27 protein-coding genes are annotated in these 25,059 nt (G+C 72.9%); 11 read left to right on the plus strand and 16 right to left on the minus strand.

The window, feature by feature from the left end:
- Positions 1–29 precede the first annotated feature (29 nt).
- The 4 genes from MF672_RS48825 to MF672_RS48840 all read right to left on the minus strand — a co-directional run bounded on the left by MF672_RS48825 (position 30) and on the right by MF672_RS48840 (position 4,423).
- The gene (locus tag MF672_RS48825; protein ID WP_242373166.1) at positions 30–1,415 is read right to left on the minus strand and encodes an MFS transporter; all 1,386 of its coding nucleotides are present in this window, start codon (positions 1,413–1,415) and stop codon (positions 30–32) included.
- Between the two features lie 26 nt (positions 1,416–1,441).
- Positions 1,442–2,386: a zinc metalloprotease gene (locus tag MF672_RS48830; RefSeq protein ID WP_242373165.1), complete on the minus strand. Its 945-nt coding sequence runs from the start codon at positions 2,384–2,386 to the stop codon at positions 1,442–1,444.
- A gap of 78 nt (positions 2,387–2,464) precedes the next feature.
- Positions 2,465–2,725 (minus strand): DUF3039 domain-containing protein, encoded by a 261-nt coding sequence (locus tag MF672_RS48835; protein WP_242373164.1) that lies wholly within the window; start codon positions 2,723–2,725, stop codon positions 2,465–2,467.
- 90 nt (positions 2,726–2,815) lie between these two features.
- Positions 2,816–4,423, minus strand: coding sequence for an MFS transporter (locus MF672_RS48840; protein ID WP_242373163.1), 1,608 nt, complete (start codon positions 4,421–4,423; stop codon positions 2,816–2,818).
- 150 nt (positions 4,424–4,573) lie between these two features.
- Between MF672_RS48840 and MF672_RS48845 the strand changes: the two genes are divergently transcribed.
- Positions 4,574–5,194 carry a TetR family transcriptional regulator gene (locus MF672_RS48845; protein ID WP_242373162.1) on the plus strand — a complete coding sequence of 207 codons (621 nt, stop codon included), beginning with the start codon at positions 4,574–4,576 and terminating at the stop codon, positions 5,192–5,194.
- Between the two features lie 13 nt (positions 5,195–5,207).
- Here the strand turns inward: MF672_RS48845 and MF672_RS48850 are convergent, their stop codons facing one another.
- The gene (locus MF672_RS48850) at positions 5,208–5,786 is read right to left on the minus strand and encodes a YqgE/AlgH family protein (RefSeq protein ID WP_242373161.1); all 579 of its coding nucleotides are present in this window, start codon (positions 5,784–5,786) and stop codon (positions 5,208–5,210) included.
- Between the two features lie 121 nt (positions 5,787–5,907).
- Between MF672_RS48850 and MF672_RS48855 the strand changes: the two genes are divergently transcribed.
- Positions 5,908–6,555 carry a hypothetical protein gene (locus tag MF672_RS48855; RefSeq protein ID WP_242373159.1) on the plus strand — a complete coding sequence of 216 codons (648 nt, stop codon included), beginning with the start codon at positions 5,908–5,910 and terminating at the stop codon, positions 6,553–6,555.
- Here MF672_RS48855 and MF672_RS48860 read toward each other — a convergent pair.
- A complete protein-coding gene (locus MF672_RS48860) occupies positions 6,444–7,064 on the minus strand; it encodes a TetR/AcrR family transcriptional regulator (protein WP_242373157.1) in 621 nt (206 codons plus the stop codon). The genes MF672_RS48855 and MF672_RS48860 overlap by 112 nt on opposite strands.
- Positions 7,065–7,267: 203 nt before the next feature.
- Between MF672_RS48860 and MF672_RS48865 the strand changes: the two genes are divergently transcribed.
- The 4 genes from MF672_RS48865 (at position 7,268) to MF672_RS48880 (ending at position 11,745) form a co-directional block, all read left to right on the plus strand.
- Complete coding sequence (locus MF672_RS48865; RefSeq protein ID WP_242373155.1) at positions 7,268–8,014, plus strand: IclR family transcriptional regulator; 747 nt, start codon at positions 7,268–7,270, stop codon at positions 8,012–8,014.
- Between the two features lie 113 nt (positions 8,015–8,127).
- Positions 8,128–9,594, plus strand: a complete 1,467-nt coding sequence (gene glpK / locus MF672_RS48870; RefSeq protein ID WP_242373154.1) for a glycerol kinase GlpK — start codon at positions 8,128–8,130, stop codon at positions 9,592–9,594.
- A gap of 23 nt (positions 9,595–9,617) precedes the next feature.
- Entirely contained in the window at positions 9,618–11,156 is a 1,539-nt protein-coding gene (locus MF672_RS48875; RefSeq protein WP_242373153.1) for a glycerol-3-phosphate dehydrogenase/oxidase, read from the plus strand.
- Between the two features lie 88 nt (positions 11,157–11,244).
- Positions 11,245–11,745, plus strand: a complete 501-nt coding sequence (locus MF672_RS48880; RefSeq protein ID WP_242373151.1) for a hypothetical protein — start codon at positions 11,245–11,247, stop codon at positions 11,743–11,745.
- Between the two features lie 166 nt (positions 11,746–11,911).
- On the opposite strand, the gene MF672_RS48885 is transcribed toward MF672_RS48880, so the two are convergent.
- The 4 genes from MF672_RS48885 to MF672_RS48900 are packed head-to-tail and all read right to left on the minus strand — an operon-like array spanning position 11,912 to position 15,487.
- Positions 11,912–13,321, minus strand: a complete 1,410-nt coding sequence (locus tag MF672_RS48885) for an NAD-dependent malic enzyme (protein ID WP_242373150.1) — start codon at positions 13,319–13,321, stop codon at positions 11,912–11,914.
- Positions 13,322–13,377: 56 nt separating this feature from the next.
- Positions 13,378–14,007, minus strand: coding sequence for a cytidylate kinase-like family protein (locus tag MF672_RS48890; RefSeq protein WP_242373149.1), 630 nt, complete (start codon positions 14,005–14,007; stop codon positions 13,378–13,380).
- Positions 14,008–14,016: 9 nt separating this feature from the next.
- Entirely contained in the window at positions 14,017–14,952 is a 936-nt protein-coding gene (locus MF672_RS48895) for a tetratricopeptide repeat protein (RefSeq protein WP_242373148.1), read from the minus strand.
- Positions 14,936–15,487 (minus strand): MarR family winged helix-turn-helix transcriptional regulator, encoded by a 552-nt coding sequence (locus MF672_RS48900; protein WP_242373147.1) that lies wholly within the window; start codon positions 15,485–15,487, stop codon positions 14,936–14,938. Before MF672_RS48900 ends, MF672_RS48895 begins: the two co-directional genes overlap by 17 nt.
- A gap of 229 nt (positions 15,488–15,716) precedes the next feature.
- On the opposite strand from MF672_RS48900, the gene MF672_RS48905 reads away from it, so the two are divergent.
- The 3 genes from MF672_RS48905 (at position 15,717) to MF672_RS48915 (ending at position 18,338) form a co-directional block, all read left to right on the plus strand.
- Positions 15,717–17,255 (plus strand): hypothetical protein, encoded by a 1,539-nt coding sequence (locus MF672_RS48905; protein WP_247815807.1) that lies wholly within the window; start codon positions 15,717–15,719, stop codon positions 17,253–17,255.
- Positions 17,256–17,328: 73 nt separating this feature from the next.
- Positions 17,329–18,000 carry a DUF4230 domain-containing protein gene (locus MF672_RS48910; RefSeq protein WP_242384001.1) on the plus strand — a complete coding sequence of 224 codons (672 nt, stop codon included), beginning with the start codon at positions 17,329–17,331 and terminating at the stop codon, positions 17,998–18,000.
- Positions 18,001–18,185: 185 nt separating this feature from the next.
- Positions 18,186–18,338: a hypothetical protein gene (locus tag MF672_RS48915; RefSeq protein ID WP_242384000.1), complete on the plus strand. Its 153-nt coding sequence runs from the start codon at positions 18,186–18,188 to the stop codon at positions 18,336–18,338.
- Positions 18,339–18,504: 166 nt separating this feature from the next.
- On the opposite strand, the gene MF672_RS48920 is transcribed toward MF672_RS48915, so the two are convergent.
- Genes MF672_RS48920 through MF672_RS48940 form a run of 5 tightly spaced genes read right to left on the minus strand, consistent with a single transcriptional unit; the run spans position 18,505 to position 22,785 of the window.
- A complete protein-coding gene (locus MF672_RS48920) occupies positions 18,505–19,476 on the minus strand; it encodes an NAD(P)-dependent alcohol dehydrogenase (RefSeq protein WP_242383999.1) in 972 nt (323 codons plus the stop codon).
- Positions 19,473–19,700 carry a helix-turn-helix transcriptional regulator gene (locus MF672_RS48925; protein ID WP_242383998.1) on the minus strand — a complete coding sequence of 76 codons (228 nt, stop codon included), beginning with the start codon at positions 19,698–19,700 and terminating at the stop codon, positions 19,473–19,475. The genes MF672_RS48920 and MF672_RS48925 overlap by 4 nt, the downstream gene beginning before the upstream one ends.
- The gene (locus tag MF672_RS48930; RefSeq protein WP_242383997.1) at positions 19,694–20,122 is read right to left on the minus strand and encodes a hypothetical protein; all 429 of its coding nucleotides are present in this window, start codon (positions 20,120–20,122) and stop codon (positions 19,694–19,696) included. Before MF672_RS48930 ends, MF672_RS48925 begins: the two co-directional genes overlap by 7 nt.
- A 42-nt stretch (positions 20,123–20,164) precedes the next feature.
- Positions 20,165–21,304 carry a terpene synthase family protein gene (locus tag MF672_RS48935; protein ID WP_247815808.1) on the minus strand — a complete coding sequence of 380 codons (1,140 nt, stop codon included), beginning with the start codon at positions 21,302–21,304 and terminating at the stop codon, positions 20,165–20,167.
- Positions 21,268–22,785, minus strand: coding sequence for a terpene synthase family protein (locus MF672_RS48940; RefSeq protein ID WP_247815809.1), 1,518 nt, complete (start codon positions 22,783–22,785; stop codon positions 21,268–21,270). Before MF672_RS48940 ends, MF672_RS48935 begins: the two co-directional genes overlap by 37 nt.
- 133 nt (positions 22,786–22,918) lie before the next feature.
- On the opposite strand from MF672_RS48940, the gene MF672_RS48945 reads away from it, so the two are divergent.
- Positions 22,919–23,266 (plus strand): hypothetical protein, encoded by a 348-nt coding sequence (locus MF672_RS48945; RefSeq protein WP_242383558.1) that lies wholly within the window; start codon positions 22,919–22,921, stop codon positions 23,264–23,266.
- A 40-nt stretch (positions 23,267–23,306) separates the two neighbouring features.
- On the opposite strand, the gene MF672_RS48950 is transcribed toward MF672_RS48945, so the two are convergent.
- On the minus strand, positions 23,307–24,506 hold the full coding sequence (locus MF672_RS48950) for an acetyl-CoA C-acetyltransferase (protein WP_242383559.1): 1,200 nt from the start codon (positions 24,504–24,506) through the stop codon (positions 23,307–23,309).
- A gap of 85 nt (positions 24,507–24,591) precedes the next feature.
- On the opposite strand from MF672_RS48950, the gene mce reads away from it, so the two are divergent.
- Entirely contained in the window at positions 24,592–25,023 is a 432-nt protein-coding gene (mce, locus tag MF672_RS48955; RefSeq protein ID WP_242383560.1) for a methylmalonyl-CoA epimerase, read from the plus strand.
- The last annotated feature ends 36 nt before the right edge of the window (positions 25,024–25,059 follow it).

Raw genomic sequence — 25,059 nt, forward strand, 5'->3', positions numbered from 1 at the left:
TGTGACCGCTGTGACAGGAGGGACGGAATTCAGCGGGTGCGACCGGCGAGCGCCGTGCCGCTCGCCCCGATGACCGCCATGAGGAGGCAGATGACGACGAACCCGGTGGCGATCTGCGCCGGGGAGTGCCCGATGAGGTTGACCAGCGCGCCGCCCACGCCGATGGACAGCGCCGAGCCGAGCATGTCGGTGACGGTCAGCGCCGCCGAGTTGGCCCCCTGCTCGTTGACCGGCGACTGCTTGAGCGCGGTCACGCTGACGGTCGCCATGCCGACCCCCATGCCGAGCCCGGCCACGATCCAGGCCGGCACCATGACCCAGCCCGTCACCCCGGGCAGCACGGCGAGCAGCGCCAGCAGGACGGCCACGGTGACGCAGGCCGCGGCGAACCTGAGCCGCAGGTGCGGCTCCCCCGTCCGGCGGCTCTGCAGGTACGATCCCGCCGACCAGCCCAGCGCGCCGGTCGTCAGCGCGATCCCGGCCTCCCGCACCCCGAACCCCTTCACCTCCTGCAGCGCGAGCGGGATGAAGGAGTTCACGCCGAAGAAGGAGGCCGACAGGAAGCCGCGCATGAGCACGGTCGTGGGCAGCCCGCGGGCCAGGCGGAGCGCGCCCGGGGGCAGCAGCCGGTACAGGCCGTAGAGCAGGAACGCGAGCCCGGCGACGGTCTCGGCGACGCCGGCGACGGGCGTCAGGTGCAGGCGGTCCACGCCGTGCAGCAGGACGCCCGCGCCGCCCGCAGTGGCGGCGGCGGCCAGCGTCATGGCGAGCGGCCGCGAGCGGGGACCGGCCGCGGCCTCCTCACCGGTGCCGGACGAGCGCTTGAGCGAAGGCAGCAGCATCAGCAACGCGGGCACGACCAGCGGGACGATGCCGTAGAAGACGTACCGCCAGCCCCATTGGCCGGCGACCGACCCGGCGATCGCGGGGCCGACCATGGACGGCACCACCCAGGCGGCCGAGACCGCGGCGAACGCCTTCGGCCGCAGGTCCGCCGGGTACACCCGGGCGATCATCACGAACAGCGCCACGAACGACGCCCCGCCCCCGAGCCCCTGCACGGCCCGCGCCGCGAGGAACATCATCGCCGACTGCGCCGCCCCGGCCAGCGCCATGCCGGTCACGAACAGCGCCAGCCCCGCCACGAACGGCACCGCGAACCCGCGCCGGTCCGAGAAGAGCCCGGCCACCACGTTCGCGAACAGGCTGGAGACCAGGAAGGCGGAGAAGCTCAATCCGTAGAGGTTGAGGGCGTCCAGGTCGCGGGCGACGTCCGGCATGACGACGCCGACCGACATGCCCTCGAAGGCGATGAGCGTGACGACGAGCAGGATGCCGAACGTGGCGATGCGGTAGGCGGCACCGAAGAGCCGGGGTGTTTCGTGGGGGGCGTCGAGTGTCTTTGGTGCTGTCACCTACACATCGTAATTTGTCGCACAAATTACTTTTCGGGGATGTTCCGGTACGCCGCCCACATCTCCTGCATGCGCCGCGCCTGGCCGGCGGTGAACTCCGCCATGCAGCGGTCGTGGGCGTAGTCCATGAAGTTGCGCATCGGGTCGTGGCCCGGCTGGCCGCAGGTGTCCTTCTCGGCGGGGCACGCCTCCGTGGCGGTCGCCTCGGCAGGGGTGTCGTCGATGCCGTCGCCGGGCTCGGCGCAGCCGTTCTCGAAGGTGTGGAACAGGCCGAGCCAGTGGCCGATCTCGTGCACGGCGGTGAAGCCCCGGTTGTAGTTCGTCATCGGGCCGCCGGGCAGGCTGCGCCAGTCGATGACGACGCCGTCCAGCTTCGGGGCGCCCTCGTACCAGTAGGGGTAGCTGGCGAAGCCCAGCATCAGCTCGCTGAGCTGGGCGATGTAGAGGTTGAGCGTGGCCCGGCCGCCCTTGTGCAGCGCGGTCTTCATGGCCTGCTCGGCGCCGACGGGGTCGGCGAACCAGGCGGGCTCGTCCTTGACGGCGATGCTCTCCAGGTGGAAGCGCACGCCGGTGTCGGCGCCGCCGAAGGCGCCGCCGTACGCGGCGTTGAGCACCGCGATCTGGCTCCTGATGTCCTGGTCGGAGACCTTGCGGTGGCCCCGGGTGAGCACGTGGACGCGGGTGGGCACGGTGATCTTCGTGGGCGGCGTGACGCCCGCCAGCCGCCGGCCCAGCTCGGCCGCGACGAAGGAGACGTCCTGCGGCTGCGGCGAACGCGGCCCCGGCGCACTCGTGGCGGCCCCGGCCCTCGCCCGCTCCCGGAACCGGCCCGGGAGCGCAGGGGACCCGCCGGAGGGCGTGGCGGCGCAGGCGGCGCGGAGAGCCGGGACGGCTGCCGAGGACGCGGCCGGCGGCGCGAGCGCCACCGCGAGCAGGCATGCCGACGAGACGGCGGTCGCGCGCCGGGTCATCCGGTACCCCCGTTACCGTGTGAGCTGGTCAGGGTACCGACCGTAGCCTCACGGACCGGGATTACCGGTCAGCAACACTCACTGCTTGTTGTCGCCCTGGTCGCCGCCGCCGGTCGGCAGGCCCTCGTAGATCTCCTTGCACTCCGGGCACACCGGGTATTTCTTCGGGTCGCGGCTGGGCACCCAGACCTTGCCGCACAGGGCGCGGATGGGCGTGCCGGTGACCATGCTCTCGGTGATCTTGTGCTTGTCCGCGTAGTGCGCGAACCGCTCGTGATCGCCGTCGCCGTGCGACGTCCGCGGCGTGGTTTCCTGCTCTGGAAGGATCTTCGTGCTCACCCCATCGAGTCTATGCCCGCCCGCGACCCCGCTCTCCCCGGACAGCGCGACGGCCCCCGCCACCTGGGCGAGGGCCGTCGGAGGGAGGGCTCAGCCGATGTGCACCGGCGCGCCCTCGGTCTTGCGACCGGCCTTGACGAACAGCGTGAGGACCGCGGTCAGCACCATGGTGGCCGTGCTCACCAGGAACGCGAAGTGCATGCCGTCCATGAAGGAGTTGTGGATGGCGTTGACGACGACGTCGGGCAGCCCGGCCGGCGCGGTGCCGAACGCGGCGGCCTTCTCCAGCCCGTCGAGCTGCGCCGGCGACAGCGCCTGCGCGGCCGGGCCGAGGTAGCCGGGCAGCGCGCCGGAGATCTCGGCGGCCATCACGGCGCCGAGGATCGCGGTGCCGAGCGCGCCGCCGACCTGCATCGCGGACTGCTGCAGGCCGCCCGCGACGCCGCTGAGCCGCACCGGCGCGTTGCCGACGATGATCTCCGTGGCGCCCACGAACACCGGCGACATGCCGAAGGCCAGCAGCACGAACGGGATCGCGCTCTCGACGAAGGTGGCGTCGAGGCCGAGGCGGGACATCAGGAACATCGCCAGCGCGGTGATGAGCAGGCCGCCGGTCATCGTGATCTTCGGCCCCAGCTTGCCGATCGCCATGCCGGCCAGCGGCGAGGCGACGATCATGCCCGCGCTCATCGGCAGCATGCGCAGACCGGCCTCCAGCGGGGTCAGCCCGTGCACGCCCTGGAAGAAGAAGCCCAGGAAGAACATCGCGCCGAACATCGCGAACGCCACCATCATCATGAGCAGGATGCCGATGGAGATGGACGGGTTGGCGAACAGCGACAGCGGCACCAGCGGCTGCCGGCCGCGCTTCTGCGTGAGGTTCTGCCAGAAGACGAACAGCCCGATCAGCACCGCGAAGGCGGCGAGGAAGCCCAGCGTCGTGCTGTCGCCCCAGCCCCAGTCGGGCGCCTTGATGATGGTCCACACCAGGGAGAACATCGCGCCGGACAGCAGCAGCACGCCCAGCCAGTCGATCCGCGCCAGCGTCTCGGCCCGGCTCTCCTTGATCAGCAGGACGCCCAGGACGAGCGCGGCGACGCCGACGGGGGCGTTGATGAAGAAGACCGACTCCCAGCTCACCTTCTCCACGAGCACGCCGCCGACGATCGGCCCGGCGGCGCTGGACAGGCCGATGATCGCGCCCCACGCGCCCATCGCCTGGTTCAGCTTCTCCCCCGGGAACGCGCTCCGCAGCAGCGCCAGCGCGGCGGGCTGGAGCAGCGCGCCGAACAGGCCCTGCAGCACGCGCAGGCCGATCAGGGCGCCGACCGGCGAGATGCCGGGAATGATGTCGGCCAGCTCGGCGCTGAGCCCGATGCCCACCGACGTGAGGGCGAACCCGGCCACACCGATGAGGAAGACCCGCTTGTGCCCGAAAAGGTCACCGAGCTTGCCGGCGGTGATCAGGAACACCGCCAGCGCCAGCAGGTAGCCGCTGGTCACCCACTGCAGGTCGGAGAGCGAGGCTTTCAGGTCGACCTGGATCACCGGGTTGGCGATGCCGACGACGGTGCCGTCCAGCATCACCATGATGACGCCCAGGCTGACCGCCAGCAGCACGAGCCATGGATTGCCCCCCGTCCCCGTCTTCACCGAGCCGGGCGAGGACGGTGCGTCCACCGCCTTCGCGTTAGCCATGAGGTCCCCCTAGTTACGCACGCGCCCCGTATCAGGGCACAAGTCTCTTAAGCCTCAGGTAATCTAGTGGCAGCCGATGACTAATGACAAACGACTTTTATTCGGCAGCGGATGACATCTGTCACACTGTGACAGAAAGGTTGCGAGGGAGTGACGGCAGTGGGTCTCCGCGAGCTCAAGAAGGAGAAGACGCGCCTGGGCATCCTCGACGCGGCGCTCGACCTGTTCCTCGAACAAGGATACGAGTCCACCACCGTCGAGCAGATCGCGGGGGCCGTCGACGTCTCCCCGCGCACCTTCTTCCGCTACTTCACCAGCAAGGACCACCTGGTGCTGTGGTTCCACGACCAGTGCGAGGAGATCGTCGCCGGCACGCTGGCCACCCGGCCCGCCGACGAGCCGCCGTTCACCGCGCTCATGCACGCCCTGCGCGCGATGCTCGCCGACATGGAGAACGCCACACCGCAGGAGCACGAGCGCTTCCTGAAGCTGCGCCGCATCCTGGACGAGAACCCGCGCCTGGTCGGCCAGTCCGTGGCCAGGGGCGCGGAGACGGAGAGCCGGCTGGCCGAGCTGGTGGCCGCGCGGCGCGGCGTGAAGGCCGCCGACGACCAGCTCTCGCACCTGATCGTGGCCTGGGCGATGTCCACGATGCGGGTCGGCTTCGAGTGCCCGCGCCGCGACGGCGGCGTCCCCGAGATCACCGGCCGCATGGCCGAGAGCATCGAGCTGGCCGAGCGCTCGCTGCGGCCCGGCTGGGACCTGCGGTAGGGCCTTTCCGGCCTCAGTTCATCGTGGGGTCGTCGGGGCACGTGGCGACGAAGGCCAGCTCGCCCGGCTGCCGGCGCAGCACGTGCCGCCACAGCGACCCGGGGTCGGCGTGGAAGGTGTCGCCCACCTCGGAGTCGACGACGTACCAGGCGCCCTCGGCGATCTCGCTCTCCAGCTGCCCTGAGGACCAGCCGGCGTAGCCGGCGAAGATGCGCATCTGGGCGATCTCCCCTTGCAGGATCTCCGGCGGGGCGTCGAGGTCGACGGTGCCGAGCCTCGACACCGCGGGCGTGCCTGCGTGCAGCCTGCGCCAGCCGAGCGGCTCCTCCCCGCTCGGCACCGCCGCCAGCGCCAGCGCGCTGTCGGTCTGTACGGGCCCGCCCTCGAAGAGCACCGGCGGCCCGGTGACCAGCGGGTCCCACACCGGGAGCACCTGCGTCACCGAGATGTCGCTCGGGCGGTTGAGCACCACGCCGAGGGTGCCCCCGTCGCGGTCGTGTTCGAGGATCAGCACGACGCTACGCCGGAAGTTGGGGTCGTCGAGAAGCGGCGTCGCCACCAACAACCCGCCGACGTAGATCGCTTCCGCCATACCTCCATCATGAAGGGTGTGGGGGGGTTCGCGCTGCCCCAGTGGGCTCATGTTACTTTTCGTGTTCGTAAGAGCACATCAAGTAGCAATGATCACCACTTGCGAAGCTCGAGGGGAGCACATGCGCATCGGGACCCGTCTTGCCCTCGCCGCCCTGCCGCTGGGCGCGGCGCTGTTCTTCCCGGCCGCGGCGCTGTTCCTCCCGGCCGCCGCGACGGCCTGGGCCTGGCCACGACTGCCGGACCCCGGCGACCCGTTCACGATGAGCGTGGACGACGTCGCCTGCCGCTCGGGACGGGCGGCCGTCACGCTGCGCAACCAGACCCGCCAGGCGGTCCGCTTCGACCTCCAGGCCGACGCGGTCAGCGTGGCCAGCGGCTCGATCCCGGCCCGCAAGAGCGTCGTGCGGCAGGTGCCCGTCGGCAGGGGCGGCACCGCCGAGATCGAGGCGTACCAGGTCAGCGACCAGCACCCGGACACCCTCATCGACTCCACCCGGGTCAGGAACGACTGCCCCTGGGGCCACCGCCACGGCCGGCTGCCCTACACCGGCCCGCCCGCCGACCTCATGGCCAAGCTCGCCACGGCGGGCGGCCTGGTGGTGACGGGCGGCATCCTCTGGTGGTACGGCTCCGTCTGGCCGCGCCAGGACGGGCCTCACCCCTCGCCGGCGACGAAGGCGCCCGCCTTCGCGGCGGCGAGGGCGCGGCGCACGGACCGCTCGGCGGTCTCCGCGGTCACCGGCTCGCGGGTGACGACCAGCCGGTAGTAGAGGGGGGCCGAGACCGCCCTGATCAGCTCGCCGGCGTCGGTGCCCGGCGGCAGCTCGCCGCGCGCGACGGCGGGCTCGACCACGTCCGCCCATTCGGCGATGCGCCGCAGGTAGAAGGCGCGCAGCGCGGCGGCGGCCCGCTCGTCGCAGGTGGCGGCGGCGATCATGGCCTGGAACGTGGCCCCGAGCCGGCCGTCGTTGACCGCCTCGACCACGGCCAGGGCGTTGGCGCGCAGGTCGCCCTCGATCGAGCCGGTGTCGGCGTGCGGCGAGGACTGGTCGGCGAGCTCGGTCATGAGGTCGGTGACCAGGCCCGCCGGGTCGCCCCAGCGCCGGTAGACCGTGGTCTTGCCGACGCCGGCCCGGGCCGCGACCTGGTCCATGGCGAGGCCCTGGAAGCCGCGCTCGACCAGCTCGTCCTGGGTGGCCTGGAGCACGGCCGCACGCACCCGGGCGGTGCGGCCGCCCGGCCGCACGGTTCCCGCGACGCGGGAGGGTAAGTCCATCTGCTCTCCTCGCCTGACGGCGTGCCCGATCGACGGGACGGCCGTCCCGTGGACCGTGAGGTGTGGGCGCGCCTGGACGTCAGCTGAGGATTGGCTGGAGGTTTCCTGGCCGCCGCGGCAATTCTAGGGCCGGGCGGCGGGCGTCCTCACGCGGACGGCCACTGTTCGGCAATACCGAACCGAGCTGCGCTAGGGTGCCGGATGTGGGAGAGACGATTCAGTCGGTCGAGCGGGCGGCCGCGATCCTGCGGCTGCTGGCCTCCGGCCCCCGCCAGCTCGGGGTGGCCGAGCTGGCCCGGGCGCTGGGCCTGCCCAAGGGCACGCTGCACGGCATCCTGCGCACGCTCGTCCGGGTCGGCTTCGTCGAGCAGGACCCGGCCACCGGCAAGTACCGGCTCGGCGCCACGCTGCTCCACCTCGGCAGCAGCTACCTCGACGTCAACGAGCTGCGCACCCGGGCCATCAACTGGGCCGACGCCCTCGCCGGCCGCAGCAGGGAGAGCGCCTGGATCGGCACCCTGCACGAGGGCCACGTGCTGGTGATCCACCACGTCTTCCGTCCCGACGACAGCATGCAGACGCTGCAGGTCGGCACGTACCTGCCGGTGCACGCCAGCGCGCTCGGCAAGGTGCTGCTCGCCCACGACCCGTACGGCGAGGCCCCCGGGCCGCTGCACCGGCACACCAGCGCGACGATCACCGACGCCGAGCGCCTGGAGGCCGAGCTGGAGCTGGTCCGGGCGCGCGGCTGGGCGGCCGAGATGGAGGAGCTGACCGAGGGCGAGGTGGCGATCGCCGCGCCCATCAAGGACTCGCGCGGCATCGTGGTGGGCGCCATCGGCATCCGGGGCGCGCTCGAACGCCTGGCGCCCGAGGGCGGGCCGCGCATGGAGTTCGTCTCGTACGTGCGCGACGCCGCCCGCGCGATCACCCGCGACCTGCGCCGATGACCCGGGCCTGGACCACGCGCGCGGGCGTGAACAGTTGAACGCGCCCCCGGCGAGCGCATAGCATGCCTTACGTCGTTCGACAATGTCGAACCCGAGCCTAGCGAGGAACCCCAGTGCCTCGACCGCACTACGTCGCCGCCATCGACCAGGGCACCACGTCCAGCCGGTGCATCGTCTTCGACCGCACCGGCAACATCATCTCCGTCGCCCAGCGCGAGCACCGCCAGATCTTCCCCCGGCCCGGCTGGGTCGAGCACGACGCGGAGGAGATCTGGCAGTCCGTCCAGACCGTGCTCGCCGAGGCCGTCGGCGGCGTGGACGGCGAGATCGCCGCGCTCGGCATCACCAACCAGCGCGAGACCACCGTGTTGTGGGAGCGCGACACCGGCCGGCCCGTGTGCCCCGCGATCGTCTGGCAGGACACCCGCACCGACCCGCTGACCCGCGCGCTCGCCGAGCACGAGTCCCTGTTCAAGGAGCGGGCGGGGCTGCCGCTGGCCACGTACTTCTCCGGCCCCAAGATCCGCTGGCTGCTGGACGAGCACCCGGGGCTGCGCGAGCGGGCCGAGCGCGGCGAGGTGCTGTTCGGCACCATGGACAGCTGGCTGCTGTGGAACCTGACCGGCCGCCACGTCACCGACGTCACCAACGCCAGCCGGACCATGCTCATGAACATCCACACGCTGGCCTGGGACGACGAGCTGCTGGCCGCGCTCGGCGTGCCGCGCGCGATGCTGCCGGAGATCCGCCCGTCGGCCGAGGTGTACGGGCGCACGGCGGCCGGCGTCCCGGTGGCCAGCGCACTCGGCGACCAGCAGGCGGCGCTGTTCGGCCAGACCTGCTTCGACCCCGGCGAGACCAAGAGCACCTACGGCTCGGGCAGCTTCCTGCTCATGAACACCGGCGGCCAGCCGGTCGTCTCCAAGCACGGCCTGCTCACCACGGTCGGCTACCAGCTCGGCGACACCCCGGCCACGTACGCGCTGGAGGGCGCGATCGCGGTCACCGGCTCGCTGGTGCAGTGGCTGCGCGACAACCTGGGGCTCATCTCCAGCGCCGCCGAGATCGAGACGCTGGCCAAGACCGTCCCCGACAACGGCGGCTGCTACTTCGTGCCGGCGTTCTCCGGGCTGTTCGCGCCGCACTGGCGGGCCGACGCGCGCGGCGTGATCGCGGGGCTGACCGGGTTCGTCAACAAGGGGCACCTCGCGCGGGCCGTCCTGGAGGCCACGGCCTGGCAGACCCGCGAGGTCGTGGACGCCATGAACGCCGACTCGGGCCTCGAGCTCAGCACGCTGCGCGCCGACGGCGGCATGACCGCCGACAACCTGCTCATGCAGACCCTCGCCGACGTGCTGGCGGTGCCGGTGATCCGGCCCATGGTCGCCGAGACCACCGCGCTCGGCGCGGCGTACGCGGCGGGCCTCGCCACCGGCTACTGGCCGGACGTCGACAGCCTGCGCGCCAACTGGCACAAGGCGGCCGAATGGCGGCCGGAGATCGGCGAGGCCGAACGCGAGCGGGAGTACCGCAACTGGAAGAAGGCCGTCGCCCGCACCCTCGACTGGGTCGAGCAGTAGGAGTTTCAGCGATGATGACCGCGATGGGGACCGACCGCGCCAAGGCCAGGGAGGAGCTGTCCGCCACCACGTACGACCTGCTGGTGATCGGCGGCGGCATCCTCGGCACGTCCGTGACCTGGATGGCGGCGCAGGCCGGGCTGCGGGTGGCCATGGTCGACGCCGGCGACTTCGCCGGCGCCACCTCCAGCGCCTCCTCCAAGCTGGTCCACGGCGGCCTGCGCTACCTGCAGACCGGCAACGTCCGGCTGGTCGCCGAGAACCACCGGGAGCGGCGCGCCCTGGCCGCCGACATCGCCCCCCATCTGGTCAAGCCGCTCACGTTCCTGGTGCCGATCTACAAGGGCGGGCCGCACGGGGCGGCCAAGCTGGGCGCGGGGGTGTTCCTGTACTCGGCGCTGTCGGTGTTCGGCGACGGCATGGGCAGGGTCGTCACGCCGCACCAGGCCCTGGCCAAGGTGCCGGCGCTGCGTACCGAGGGCCTGCGGGCCGCCGCCGTCTACGGCGACCACCAGATGAACGACAGCCGCGTCGCCGTCATGACCGTGCGGGCCGCCGTGGACGCCGGCGCGACCGTGCTCAACCACGCCGAGGTCGTGGGCCTCCGCACCACCGGCGGCACGGTGACCGGCGCCGAGCTGCGCGACCGGCTGGCCGGCGCCGAGTTCGGGGTGGACGCCCGGCTCGTGCTCAACGCCACCGGCCCCTGGGTCGACCACCTGCGGCGCATGGAGGACCCGGGCGCGGCCCCCAGCATCCGCCTGTCCAAGGGCGCCCACCTGGTGCTGCGCCGGCACGAGCCGTGGAAGGCGGCGCTGACCACCCCCATCGACAAGTACCGGGTGTCGTTCGCCATCCCGTGGGAGGACCACCTGCTGCTCGGCACCACCGACGAGGCGTACGAGGGCGACCCGGCCGCGGTGCGCCCGACCGAGGCCGACATCGCCCAGATCCTCGACGAGGCGGGGCACGCGGTCCGCGACGAGCAGCTCCGCCGCGAGGACATCACCTACGCCTTCGCCGGCCTGCGGGTGCTGCCCGGCGGTCCCGGCGAGGTGGCGGCGGCCAAGCGGGAGACCGTGCTGAGCCGCGGCAAGGGCGGCATGCTGTCGGTGGCGGGCGGCAAGTGGACCACCTACCGGCACATCGGCAGGACCGTCTTCGACACCCTCGCCCACCTGCCCGGCCGGCCGCTCGGCGACGACCTGGCCGACATCCTGCCCGCCGTGCCGCTGCCCGGCCTGGCCAGCCCCGACGCGGTCGCCCTGCGCCTCTACACCGACCGCGAGCGCGAGGCCCGCATGGACCCGCTGGTGGCCAGGCACCTCGCCACGCACTACGGCTCGATCGCGTTCGACCTGGTGCGGCTCATCCGCGAGGACCCGGCGCTGGGCGAGCGCATCCACCCCGAGGGGCCCGACATCTGGGCGCAGGCCGTCTACGCCCGCGACCACGAGTGGGCCGCCACGGTCGACGACGTCGTACGCCGCCGCACCACGCTCACCGTGCGCGGCCTCGACACCCCGGAGGTCCGCACCAGGATCGCCGAGCTGCTGGGCTGAGACGGCCAGGAGCCGCCCCGTGGCCGCCTGACCCGCTCCGGGCCGCCGCGGCAGGTGGGCCCGCCGCCTGACGGGGCAGGGGGCAGGCATGCGCACTCCCATGACCGAAGCCCTGATCCGCCACTTCCGCGACCTGCGCGACGGCGTCCACGGCCGGGCCGCCGCGCGGGAGGACAAGGAGCGCCTGTTCGCCACGGCGGTCGAGCTGCTCGACCCCGTGGCGCGGCGGGTGCTCGCCGAGTTCGACGCCGACCTGCTGCTCGGGACGGGTGAGGTGGTGGCGAGCGGACTCACCCGTTCGAAGGAGGGCGGCCTCAACGCCATGTGGTCGCTGACCTGGCCCGAGCAGCGGGCCGCCCAGGTGCAGCCGATCGCCGTCGTCGCCCACTATGGGGCCGGCTTCCACCACCCGCACCTGCGTGGCAACACGGTGGGCGACTGGCCGCTGAACGTCTTCGACCCCGCCGACGCCGACGCCCAGATCGACACGCTGCGGGTGATCGCCGCCGGGGACGCCCACAACCTGGTCTTCCAGGAGTCCTACCGCCTCATGCCCGCCCTCACCCACCCCACCCCCACCCGGCCCTGACTCCCGCGCACGCCACCGGGGCGCCCTGGCTCTCGATCCAGTGGCGGGCGCGCGTGCTCGGGACCTGCGCTCACCCGGTCGAGGGCACGGTGACCCCGACGACCGAACCGGACGACCGAACCGGACGGCCCAGCCGGGCAACCGGCCGCGGGATGGGCCCGGTGGGTCAGGCCTCGGTGAAGCCGCGGGCGCGGCCGCCGGCGGATTCGCGGACCGCCGCCGCCACCGCCCCCGCCACGTCCGGGTGGAACACGCTCGGGATGATGTAGTTGGGCCCCAGCTCCTCGGGCGTGACCACGGCGGCCAGCGCTCCGGCCGCGGCAAGCAGCATCTCCTGCGTCACCCCGGCGGCCTGCGCGTCGAGCAGGCCGCGGAAGACGCCGGGGAAGGCCAGCACGTTGTTGATCTGGTTGGGGTAGTCGGAGCGCCCGGTGGCGACGACCGTGGCGTGCTCGCGGGCGTCGTCGGGCGACACCTCGGGCTCCGGGTTGGCCAGCGCGAACACCACCGCGTCCTTGGCCATGGTGGCGATGTCGTCGCCGGTCAGGATGCCGGGCGCGGACACGCCGACGAAGACGTCGGCGCCCTTGAGCGCGCCGCGCAGGTCGCCGGCGTAGCCCTCGGCGTTGGTGTGGTCGGCGATCCAGCGCAGCGAGTCGTCGAGGTCGTCGCGGCCCTTGTGCACGGCGCCCAGGTAGTCGCAGACGACGACGTTGCGCGCCCCGGCGGCGAGCAGCAGCCGCAGCACGGCGTTGCCGGCCGCGCCGGCCCCCGCCATCGTGATCTTGACGTTCTCCAGGCTCTTGCCGACCACGCGCAGCGCGTTCTGCAGCGCCGCCAGCACGCAGATCGCGGTGCCGTGCTGGTCGTCGTGGAAGACCGGGATGTCGAGCAGCTCGCGCAGCCGCCGCTCCACCTCGAAGCAGCGCGGCGCGCCGATGTCCTCCAGGTTGATGCCGCCGAAGCCGGGCGCGATGACCTGGACGGTGCGCACGATCTCGTCGACGTCCTGGGTGTCGAGGCAGATGGGCCAGGCGTCGATGCCGGCGAAGCGTTTGAACAGCGCCGCCTTGCCCTCCATGACGGGCAGCGCCGCCTCGGGCCCGATGTTGCCGAGCCCGAGCACGGCCGAGCCGTCGGTGACGACGGCCACGCTGTTGCGCTTGATGGTGAGCCGGCGCGCGTCCTCCTTGTTGCGCGCGATCGCCATCGACACGCGCGCCACGCCCGGCGTGTACGCCATGGACAGCTCGTCGCGGTTGCGCAGCGGCACCTTCGACTTCATCTCGATCTTGCCGCCGAGGTGCATGAGGAACGTGCGGTCGGACACCTTGTGGATGACGACGCCCTCGACCGCTTCGAGCTGGTCGACGATGGCCTGGGCGTGGTCGGTGTCGCGGGCGGCGCAGGTGACGTCGATGCGGAGCTTCTCGTGGCCGGCGTTGGTGACGTCGAGGGCGGTCACCACGCCTCCGGCCGACTCTACGGCGTGGGTGAGCTGGCTGACGGCCTTGCCGCCTGCGGGCACCTCGAGACGCACGGTGATGGAGTACGACACACTCGGGACGGTGGCCACGTCAATCGCTCCTTCGGGACTGACCAAGAAGTCCTCCCATGTTAGGGGGCGTTGGGTCAATCGAGTGCCGCCGAGGCCGAGACGATCAGGTCGACGCAGACCGGTACGGGGATCGTGGTGCTGTCGACGACCAGGTGGTAGTGGCACGGATCGGCCGGGTCCGCCCGGTAGAAGTGGCGCCAGTAGGCGGCGCGGGCGCGGTCGTTGTCGTCGATGACGCGCCGGGCCTCGCGCTCGTCGGTCTCGGCGAGCGTGGCCGTCTGCCGCACCCGCCGCTTGAGCGGCGCGTCGAGCCGCACGTGCAGCGCTCCTGGGTGGTCGGCGAGCACCAGGGCGCCGGCCCGGCCCAGGAAGACGCCGCCCTGGGCGCGGGCGGTCTCGCGCATGAGGTGCTCGGCGCGGCGGACGTACTCCTCGGGCGCGAGCGGCATCGCGCCCGGCACGTACATGTCGACGCCGCCGAAGGTGACGGTGGGCAGCCGCAGGGCCCCCGACAGGAGCCGGCCGAGCCCGCGCTCGGCGCGGTCGTCGCAGGCCAGCGCCTCCTCCAGGGTGCAGCCGAGCTCCTGGGCGACGGCGCTCGGGATCGCGCGGTCGACGAAGGGCACGCCCAGCCGCTCGGCCACGGCCGGGCCGATCTGGCTGCCGGCCGTGCCGTACGTCGCCGAGATGGTGACGACCCGCATAGCTCCAGGTTAGAACAGGGCGCTCGCCAGCGCTCTGCGCGCTTTCGCCAGGGAAGGGTCATCGCTCGGCAAGGTGTCGAACAGGCCCAGCAGGTGCTTCCTGGCGCGGTCGCGGTCGTCGCCCGAGGTGCGCTTGACCACGGCGATGACGCGCGCGAACGCCTCGTCGACCTGGCCGGACAACATCTCCAGGTCGGCGGCGAGGAGGTGGGCGTCGAGGTCGGCGGGGTCGCCGAGCCTGCGCTCGACGTCGGCCGGGTCGACGCCCTCGGTGCGCTTGATCAGGGTGACGCCGGCCAGGCCCATCTTGGCGTCCTCGTTGCCGGGGGCGCGGGCCAGCAGCCGCTGGTAGGCCGCGGCGGCGGCGTCGAGGTCGCCGCGCTCGACGGCCTCCTCGGCCGCGGCGAGGTCGGGGTCGGCGGGCGGGCCCGCCGGGCCCTCCTCCTCGCCCTCCGCGCCGGGCGGCCGGGCGCCCGGGTTGGCCTGGTAGAACTGCTCGACGGCGGCCATCAGCTCGTCGAGCCAGCGGCGCACCTCCTGCTCGGGCAGCACCTGCTGGAAGCCGGTGACGGCCTGCCCCTGGAAGATCGCCAGCACGGTGGGCACGGCCTGCACGCGCAGCGCCGCCGCGATCTGCGGGCTGGCGTCGACGTTGACCCTGGCCAGCACCGCCCGGCCGCCGAGGTCGCCGACGACCTTCTCCAGCACCGGGCCGAGCTGCGCGCTCGCCGGGGCCCGGGGTGACCAGAGGTCGAGGACGACCGGCACTTGCATGGAGCGGTCGACGACGTCGGTCGTGAACGTCTCCTCGGTCACCTCGACGACCGAGGCCGACGCGGCCTGGGGACCTGCGGCCTCCCGCCGGGCCTGCGCCTCCAGTGCCTGCTTGCGAGCGCCCAGATCGATCGCCCCGTAGAGCGACCCGGGCCTAGAGAAGTCCGCCATGCCCTTCATCTTGCCGCATCGGCGGGCAGTCGAAGTCACCCGCCGCGACCCGCAGGGTGCGCAACTGGTCGAACATGGCGTGGAGTTCGTCCTCGGCGTACATCGACAGGCCGAACTCGGCGGCCATGAGGTCGCGGGTGGCGTGGCGGACGACGTCGCGGCCGGAGTCGGTGATCTCGGCGAGCACGCCCCTGCCGTCGCGCGGGTTGGGCAGCCGGCGGACGTAGCCGGACTTCTCCAGCCGGTCCACCGTGTTCGTGACGCTGGTGGGATGGACCATGAGCCGTTCGCCGATCTTGGACAGCGGGAGCGCGCCGGTCCTGCTGAAGGTCAGCAGGACGAGCGCCTCGTAGCGGGCGAAGGTCAGCCCGTACGGCTTCAGCAGCGCGTCGAGGTGCGACAGCAGGATCTGATGCGCTCTCATGATCGAGGTCACGGCCGCCATGGCGGCGGAGGGCCCGAAGTGGGCGCGCCAGCTCTCCGCGGCGCGGTCGATCGGGTCGAACGGCAGGTTGAGCGGCTTCGGCTGCGACACGCAGCTACGTTAGCGCGCCGGTCGTCCCGGTTCGTCGGGTGATCTGGAGCGACAGGCTTTCCTCCTTGACCAAGAATCCGGACATCAATCATCACGCTCAGTTATGGTTCTCGTACGTATGGTGACGCGGAAGCCAAGTCCATCAGCCTGTGGGGACCGGCCGGACTGCCCGCTTGCACGTCACCGAGGGGCACGGGGGGTGCTTTGATGGACTTCAACGGGGCAAAGGGTGCGTGAGCACGCGGGCGTTTCACGGGAGGAGCTGAAGCAGAGCGCGGCCGTCACGGTTGCCGTGCTGCTTGCTGTCGGCCTGATCGCGGCGTGGAACGTCCTGATACCGGGCGTGGACGCCTGGGAGAACATCGTGGCCGCGGTCATCGGCTCGCTCCGGCTGACCGGGCCCGTGGCGGCGGCCTTCGCCGCCTGGGTGGCGCTCCGCAAGCGCCGGGCGCTGCGCGGGCGCTCGCTCACCACGTGGCGGGCGCTGAAGGCGCCGCTGGCGATCGTCGTGGTGGTGCTGGGCTCGTTCGGGGCCACGGTGCTGGTGCTGGCGGTCAAGACGGTGCTCACCGACCAGGCGGGCCGGCTGAGCCTGCCCGGGCTGGGCATGGGCATGGCGGGGCTGGCGCTGTACTCGGTGATCGGGTGGGTGGCCGGATGGGTGGCGCCCAAGCCGTTCACGCCGCCGCTCGCCGGGCTGGCCTGCTACGGGGCGTTCTCGTGGCTGGCCGACGACCGCGGCTGGGCCGACAAGCTGGCGCCCGGCACCGGCGAGCCGTACGACCTGTTCCAGGCGCTCAGCGGGGCGGCCTTCTTCGACCAGACGATCTGGCTGCTCGGGCTGACGGCGGCGCTGCTGCTGGGCTGGGCGGCGCTGGTCACCCGGCAGGCGCTGGTGCTGGCGTGCGCGCTGCTCGCGGTGCTGGCGGCGGGCATGGGGGTGTCGCGGGTGCTGGCCCAGACCCGGCCGGCCGCCGCCGAGGACATCGCCTACGCCTGCCAGGACTGGCCGATCACCGTGTGCGTGCACCCGGGGATGCGGGCCGGGCTGACCGAGCTGGGGGCGGTGTTCACGCAGATCGCGATGCGCCTGGACGGCACTCCGGCCGCGTTCAAGCGGGTGGAGCAGCGACCGCTGGAGGAGAAGCTGCGGCCTTCGCTCGGCCTCGCGCCGATCCACGTGCCCGACCTGTCGGCCGGGTTCGCGGAGAAGGCGGCGTACGAGTACATCGAGTCGTTGTCCAGCCCGTGCCCGGGCACGGTCGCCGAGGGGTACCGGGAGATCGTGATGGTGTGGCTGCGCGGCGAGCCGCCCGCGGGCGGGCCGCTGGCCGAGCACCAGTACGCCACGTCGTGGTTCTCGTGGCTGAACGAGCACCAGCGGCGCGAGTGGCTGCGCATGTTCTACAACGACTTCCAGAACTGCCGGCTGTCGAGCACCCACTTCGGCGGCGCCCCGGCGCGGCCGCAGCTCGTGCCGCAGTCGGTGCAGCCGTCGCCCGACTCCACGCACGTGTACCCCGTGTACCCGGACCCGCCGGCCGCGCCGCCCGCCTCGTACGTCACCCCCGGGTACGTCACCCCGGACGCGCCCGCCCTGGGTTACGTCCCGGCCCCGGCGCCGGGCTGGGTCGCCGCGGCCCCGCCTGCCCGGCCCGCCGGTCCGCGCCGCGCCGGCCCGCGCCACGGGGCGGACCGGCTCGCCCAGGCGGGCCGCCCCGCGCAGCCGGCGCACGGAAGGGGTCCCGCCCGCCCGGCACAGGCGTGAACCGACCAGGCGGAATCGGAGATGTCACCCTGGGGCTGGCACTGATGATCGCTCAGCGGGTAGTCATGCCACCATGACGACTTCCCGTACAGCGCCGCCCGAGGTCGTCACCGGGCGACGCCGCAGGTGGCGATATGCAGCGGGGTTACTGGTCCTGGCGGTCCTGCTGGTGGTGGCCGGCCGCCTGGCCTGGACCTGGCTCGACCCCACGGGCGAGCGCACCGTCGACCGCAGCCAGCCGGTCCTGCTCCAGTCCATCAAGGACCTCAGCCGGTTCGAGGCCGCGACCGGCACCTTCCAGGTCGTGGTCGACCTGGAGAAGGACGCCAACTTCCTGCCCGACGCGGTCAAGGGCACCCGCACCCTCTTCGTCGGCGCGGGCGGCGTGGACGCCTACGTGGACTTCGGCGCCCTCGCGACGAACGCGGTGACGGTCTCCGAGGACCGCACGGAGGCGACGATCCGCCTCCCGCACGCCCAGTTGGAGAAGCCCAACCTGGACAACAGCCGCTCGTACGTCTTCGCGCAGCAGCGCGGCCTGTTCGACCGCGTCTCCGACTTCCTGTCGGGCTCGCCCGGCGACCAGCGCGAGCTGTACCTGCTGGCCGAGAAGAAGATCACCGAGGCGGCCGTGGCGAGCGACCTGCGGGCCCGCGCCGACGCCAACACCAAGGCGATGATGACGGGCCTGCTCAAGTCGCTCGGCTTCACCAAGGTCACGGTCAAGTTCACCGACGAGCCCTGACCGTAAGGCGTTCCTAGGGCCCCGCACACCCGTCTTAGGACCCCTGTGCGCACGGCCTAGGTACCCCGTCCCGAGTCCTAGGGCGAGAGATAGGACATACGCCCGATGTGCCGGGAAGGGCCTTAGGAGCAATCTTGAGAGTGCAGACAGCAGGCACCACCGAATCGCCTTCAGGAGCACTCCAGATGAACGCCGAACTCGAATACAGCATCATGCAGCACCACGCCTCCGAGCTCCGCCGGGCCGCCGCCGAGCAGCGGCGGGTACGCGAGGCGCTGCGGAGCTCGCGGGCCGACCGCCGGCACCGCTCGGTCTTCGCCCGCTTCCTCGCCTCATGACCGCCCACAAGCAGCCCGGCCGCACCCTCCCTCGCGGCCGGGCTGAACAACCCCCGTAGGGGGGATCCGGATCCGGGTCCTGGTCCCGGCGCCGGCAGGCACACGCGAAGCCCCGGTCCTTTCCTGGTTGGGCCGGGGCATCGCGCTGCCCGGGGGCGCGAGGCGATCAGAGCGTGATCACGAGCTTGCCGTGCACGTGGCCCTTCTCCAGCTCGCGGATGGCCTCGGGCACCTGTTCCAGCGGGTACGTCCCGCTCACCACCGCCTTGATCCGCCCGTCGCCGGCCAGCTCGGCCAGCGTCCGCAGGTCCGCCTCGCGGGGGAAGGCGAAGACCACCCGGGGCCGCTGCCGGGTGAACGGCCCGAGCAGCACCGTGCGCAACTGCCGGTCCAACCCGGCCAGCCACCGGCCGCCGCCCTCCCCGCCCACGATGACGAAGGTCCCGCGCGGCGTGAGCGCCCGGCGCAGGTGGGACAGGGGGCGCAGGCCCGCCGTGTCCAGGATGAGGTCGTAGCGGGGCCGGCGGCCGTCGGCGAAGTCCTCGCGGGTGTAGTCGACGACGTCCTCCGCGCCGAGCGAGCGGACCAGCTCGGCCTTCGAGCCGCTGCACACGCCGGTGACGTGCGCGCCGAAGTGCGCGGCGAGCTGCACCGCGAACGTCCCCACGCCGCCGCCCGCGCCGATGACCAGCACGCGCTGCCCGGGCCGCACCCGGCCGGCCTCGCGCAGCGCCCGCAGCGCGGTCATGCCCGCCGTAGGGATGGCCGCCGCCTGCTCGTACGACAGGTTCGCGGGCATCGGGACGAGCCGGCCCGCCGGGGCGCAGGCGTACTCGGCGTAGGCCGCGCCGCAGGTGCCGAAGACGCGGTCGCCCGGCTTGTACGCGGTGACGCCCGCCCCGACGGCCCGCACCTCCCCCGCCACGTCGGTGCCGACGAAGGGGCTCTTCGGGCCGCGCAGGCCGGTGCCGAGCCGCATGACGTAGGGCAGGCCGGTCAGCACGTGCCACACGCCCTGGTCCACGCCGGCCGCGCGGACCCGTAACACCACCTCGTCGTCGCCGGGCACGGGCTCGGCGACCTCGCCGAGGCCGAGGACGTCCGCCGAGCCGTACGCCTGCCGGGTGATCGCTCTCATCGGTTCTCTCCGTCCGGGTACTGGAACACGTCGTCGAGCGGGACGCCGAAGGCCCGCGCGATCTGGAAGGCCATCTCCAGGGACGGCGAGTACCGGCCCTGCTCGATGGCGATGATCGTCTGCCGCGTGACGCCGACCCGGTCGGCCAGCTCGGCCTGGGTCATCTCGCCGTGCGCGAAGCGCAGCGCCCGGATCGAGTTGGTGACCTTCGTGGGCTTCACCATCCCGGCATCCCCCGCCGGTAGGCGACGATCTTGAGCGTGGACCCGAGGACGGCCGACAGGACGAACCCCAGGTAGAGCACGTTGGCGATCCAGAAGTGCGGGATCTCGGCCATCGCCATGACGAGCGCGGCCAGCGCCCCGGCGACGAGGAACCACTGCCCGGCGTACTCGCCGTAGCGGTGGATCTCGCGGTCGCGCTGGTCCTTGCTGCCGATGTCGGCGGGCGAGAGCAGGCTGACCGCGATGAACGCCACGATCGAGGCCGCGCACGCGCCGCCGACGCTCCACAGCAGCGGCACGACGTAGGGCACCTCGGCGAGCGGGACGGAGCCCGCCCGGCCGAGGATCGTCGCGAGGTAGGCGCCGTACGCGAGCACCGAGACCACCACCATGATCCAGGCGCGTTTCTCTTCGGGAGGCATGGCTCGAATGTAAAACAGCGCGGACATCATGTCTACAATTTTTTACATCGCGCAGGTCGTGGAGGGTGTGCCGAAGGGCCCGGACGACGAGCCGGCGGTGCTCGGCTCGCTCGGCGCCGGGGCCGCGCTGTCGTGCACGGCCCGGCGGGGGCCCGGCGGCAGCGGCACGGAGGCGTGGTCGAGGTCCACGTAACGGCTGTTGCCGAGGTGCCAGGCCAGGTTGCCGCCCATCAGGTCGCGCAGGCCCCGCACGTACGCCGGGCCGTCGCGCTCGCCGAGCCCGGCCGCCGGCTCCTCGGCCGCCAGCGTCTCGAAGACGCGAAGACAGGTCGCGAGCTGGTCGCCGAGGACGTCCACGGCCTGCTGCAGCCCGCAGCCCAGGAAGTCCTGGACGGCCACCACCCCGTTGTTGGAGTGCCGCTCGACCTCCCGTTCCAGGCTGTAGGAGACGATGTCGTTGACCAGGCAGACGTGGTCGGCGCAGGCGTTCACCAGCTCGCGCGCGGCCCGGCCGGCGAGCAGGCGCTCCGGCGGCTCCAGCCCGAGCGCCAGCGCCATCAGCCGGGCCCCCAGCCCGCTCACGCCCTTGGCCGCCCGCGAACGCACGAGGTAGTCCACCGGATCGGGCACCCGGCGGCGGACGCTGTGCGCCATCTCCCACAGGTTGCCCGCCGCGAAACGCAGCACGTCCTCCCGCAACGCCGGCCGCCGGCCGGGCGGCAGCAGCGGGACGGTGCGCGCCCACAGGTCCGCCAGCCCGCGCTCCACGTGACCGCCCGTCCGGGGCCCGCCCGCCGTGCCGCCCGCCGTGCCGCCCGCCGTGCCGCCCGCCGTGCCGCCCGCCGTGCCGCCGGGCAGGGGCATGAAGCGGGCCAGGCCCTCGACGAAACGGCCGGCGCCGGCGAGGTCGTCGCGGGCCTTGTAGCCGGCGATGAAGAAGTCGTCGACGGCGAGCGCCCAGGTGAACCAGAGCGCCACCAGCTCCAGGCGGTCCGGCGCGGCGTCGGGGGCGGCCATCGCGCACCAGCCGGCGAAGCGCATGGCCTCGAACCGGCCCGGCGTCCACACCGCGCCGGGGCCGCCGACCATGCCCATCTCCCGCGCCCACTCACCGGCCGCGCGCTGGGCGCCGGCCCAGTGCGGGTTCACCCGGACGGTCCAGGGCAGCGCGAGATCCGGCAACCGGAACGGATACCCCGGCGAATGCTCCCCCACCGACCGCCCGCCCACTGGCCGCTCGCCCGATGGCCGCTCGCCAGATGGCTGCCCGTCAGATGGCTGCTTGTCAGGGGGCCGCCCGTCAGGTCGCCGCCCGTCGAGTGGCCGCTGGTCCGGCGGCCCCTGCTCAAGCGGCCGCTGCTCGAATTGCCGCCGCTGGTCCAGTGGCCCGCCATCCGCCGACCGCTCGCCCGATGGCCGCTCGCCATCCGACCGGCCACCCGCCGACCGCTCGCCCGATGGCCGCTCGCCATCCGACCGGCCACCCGCCGACCGCTCGCCCGATGAGGGGTCGCCCGGCGCGGGCCGCCCGACGCGGGGCCGCCCGACGCGGGGCCGCCCGACGCGGGGCCGCCCGACGCGGGGCCGCCCGACGCGGGGCCGCCCGACGCGGGGCCGCCCGACGCGGGGCCGCCCGACGCGGGATCGCCCGACGCGGGGCCGCCCGTTACCCGGGCGCGCGTCGGCCGCCACCGGTGGGCGGAGGCGTCAGGGGGCGGGGTGGGGTGCCAGGTGGCGTGGCCGGTCTGCCAGTCGCGGAGGGCGGCGACGTAGCGGCAGAGCCGGTCCCGTTCCCCGGTCCCGAGCCGGGCGGCCTCGGCGAGCAGCGGGATCCCGGCGAGGGCGGCGTGCTCGAAGCGCCGCAGCCGGGACAGCCGCAGCCGGTCCACCCGCTCGGCCGCCGTCCGCGCGTCGCAGCGCAGGAACCGCTCGAACACCGCCACCGCGTTCCAGCCGGGCCCCCAGGCGGGCTCGCCGGCCGCGTGGCCGCGCAGGTCGCCGAGCAGATGCACGCCGTCGGCGAAGGCGTCCTGGACGGCCCGGACCGCCCGCGCCTCCACCACCGCCTCCGGCAGCTCCGCCCCGCCGACGCGTTCGACGAGTACGGCCGCCCAGGCCGCGCCCCCGCAGGAGCGCCACGCGGCGACGTACTCCAGGGGGTTGGGGGCCCGCCCGGCGGCGAGGCCGTCCAGCAGGCGCAGCCGCCCGCGCACGAGACTCCGGGTGCTGTCGGCGAACCTGCGGCGCCACGCGCCGGACGTCGGATACCGCGCCTCGTCCAGGCGCGCCGTACGGGCCCACAGCTCGGCCAGGGCGCGCTCGCCCGGCCCGGACGGGGAGGGCGGGCGCTCGTCCGCCTCCTCGGGGACGAGGCGGGCCAGCCGGTCGAGGAACCGCCCGGCCTGCCGCCGCTCACCCCGGTACGTGCCGAAGAAGTGGTCGTCGAGCCAGGCCGCCCACACGTACCAGTCGGCGGCCAGTTCCAGCTCCTCGGCGTTCGCGCCGGGATGGCAGTGGCCGGCCTTGGACGAAAGGGCCAGGGACTCGAACCTGGTCTCGTCCCAGGTCTCCAGCAGGCCCTGCTCCTGGGCCCAGGCCCGGGAGCGCTGGTGGGCGGGAGCGGGCGGATCGGGGGTGGGGTTGGCGGAGGGCTGCGACGGCATCGTTGCCTGCCCGTCGTTCGGGGAGGGGAGGCGGGTGTGAAAGTTGTGACTCCATTATGCACACGGAGAGTAATGTGAATGCAACGCTTCGCGCACATTGTGCGGAGCGGGATCGGCGGCTCATGATGCCGGTATGCGCAAGCGGAGGCTCGTGTGGACCGGGGCCGCGGTCACGGTGGCGGCCCTGGCGGGGCTCGGCGTCTACTTCGCCCGGGTGGGGCTGGACGCCGCCGACAAGCTGTCCAGCGTGATCGGCGTGTTCGCCGCGCTGATCGGGTTGGCCCTGGCCGGATACGGCGCGCTCCCCGCCCGCGCCGCCCGCGCCGCCGGGGAGGCGGCGGAGGACGAGGCTCCTTCCGTGACGGCCTCGGGCACCCGTTCGGTCGCCGTCGGCGGCGACAACAGCGGCGTCATCTCCACCGGCGACGCCGCCCGCGTCCACCTCGCGAGCGACGACCCGCCGGAGGACGCGGGGCCGTGACCAGGACGTGAGTGCCGTGATCAGGACGCGGGGGCCGTGATCAGCGCTTCGGCACGCTGATGAGCAGCGCGTCGCCCTGGCCGCCGCCGCCGCACAGCCCGGCCGCGCCGAGCCCGCCGCCCCTGCGCCTGAGCTCGTGGGCGAGGGTCAGCACGATGCGCGCCCCGGACGCCCCGATGGGGTGGCCGAGCGCGATGCCGCCGCCGTTGACGTTGACCTTGTCCAGCGGCACGCCGAGCTCCTTGGCCGACTGGAGCACCACGCTGGCGAACGCCTCGTTGATCTCGACCAGGTCGAGGTCGGCGGCGGTGACGCCCTGCTTGGCCATGGCCTGCTTGATGGCGTTGGCCGGCTGCGACTGCAGCGAGGCGTCGGGCCCGGCCACGTTGCCGTGCCGGCCGATCTCGGCCAGCCACGGGAGGCCCAGCTCCTCGGCCTTGGCCCTGGACATGACGACCACCGCGCAGGCCCCGTCGGAGATCTGCGAGGCCGAGCCGGCGGTGATCGTGCCGTCGGCGGCGAAGGCGGGGCGGAGCTTGGCCAGCGTCTCCACGGTGGTGTCGCCGCGCACGCCCTCGTCCTCCTTGACGAGCACCGGCTCGCCGCGGCGCTGCGGAATCGGCACCGGCACGATCTCGTCGTCGAAGACGCCGTTCTTGACGGCGGCGGCGGCGAGCTGGTGGGAGCGGGCCGACAGAGCGTCCTGCTCCTCGCGGCCGATGCCGAGGCGGGCGTTGTAGCGCTCGGTGGACTCACCCATCGCGCACTGGTCGAAGGCGCAGAACAGGCCGTCGTGGGCCATCGAGTCGACCACGTCGGAGCCGCCGTACTTGACGCCCTTGCGCAGGCCGGGCAGCAGGTGGGGGGCGTTGGTCATGGACTCCATGCCGCCGGCCACCACGATGTCGAACTCGCCGGCCCTGATGAGCTGGTCGGCCAGCGCGATCGCGTCGAGGCCGGACAGGCAGACCTTGTTGATCGTGATGGACGGCACCGTCATCGGGATGCCGGCCTTGACGGCGGCCTGGCGGGAGGGGATCTGCCCGGCGCCGGCCTGGAGGACCTGGCCCATGATCACGTACTCGACCGACTCGGGGGCGACCCCGGCGCGCTCCAGCGCGGCCTTGATCGCGATGCCGCCCAGCTCGACGGCCGGCAGCCCGGACAGTGCGCCGAGCAGCTTGCCGATGGGGGTGCGAGCTCCGGCGACGATGACGGATCCAGAGACTGAACCGGACATGACAACGGCCTCCTGTGCTCGCGCGTCGGGTCTTTGACACGATACCCACGGGTAGGACGTCGCTCGCCATGGAGGTAGGCCACACATGTTCATGCGGATCGACCACATAGGGATCGCCTGCCGGGATCTGGAGGAGAAGATCCGCCTGTTCTCGGAGACGTTCGAGCTCACGGTGGTGGCCCGCGAGGTCAACGAGGAGCAGGGGGTGAAGGAGGCCATGCTGCACATCGCGGACGGCGAGGGCGGCGGCTCCTACATCCAGCTTCTGGAGCCTTTGTCCGAGGACTCACCCGTGGGGAAGTTCCTCGCCCGGCGCGGCGAGGGCGTCCACCATGTTGCGTTCGGTGTACGCGATGTCACCGAAACCATGGCTAAGATCGGCGCAAAGGGTGTGAGGCTGCTGGACGAGCGTCCGAGGCACGGTTCCATGGATTCCCGGATCGCCTTCCTGCATCCCAAGGATGTGGGGGGAATGCTCACGGAGCTGGTTCAAGCCGCCGATCCCGACAAATCGTAAAAAACGTTCATATGTAACTAGTCACGCAGAAAATTG

This window comes from Actinomadura luzonensis, from assembly GCF_022664455.2.
Lineage (GTDB): Bacteria > Actinomycetota > Actinomycetes > Streptosporangiales > Streptosporangiaceae > Nonomuraea > Nonomuraea luzonensis.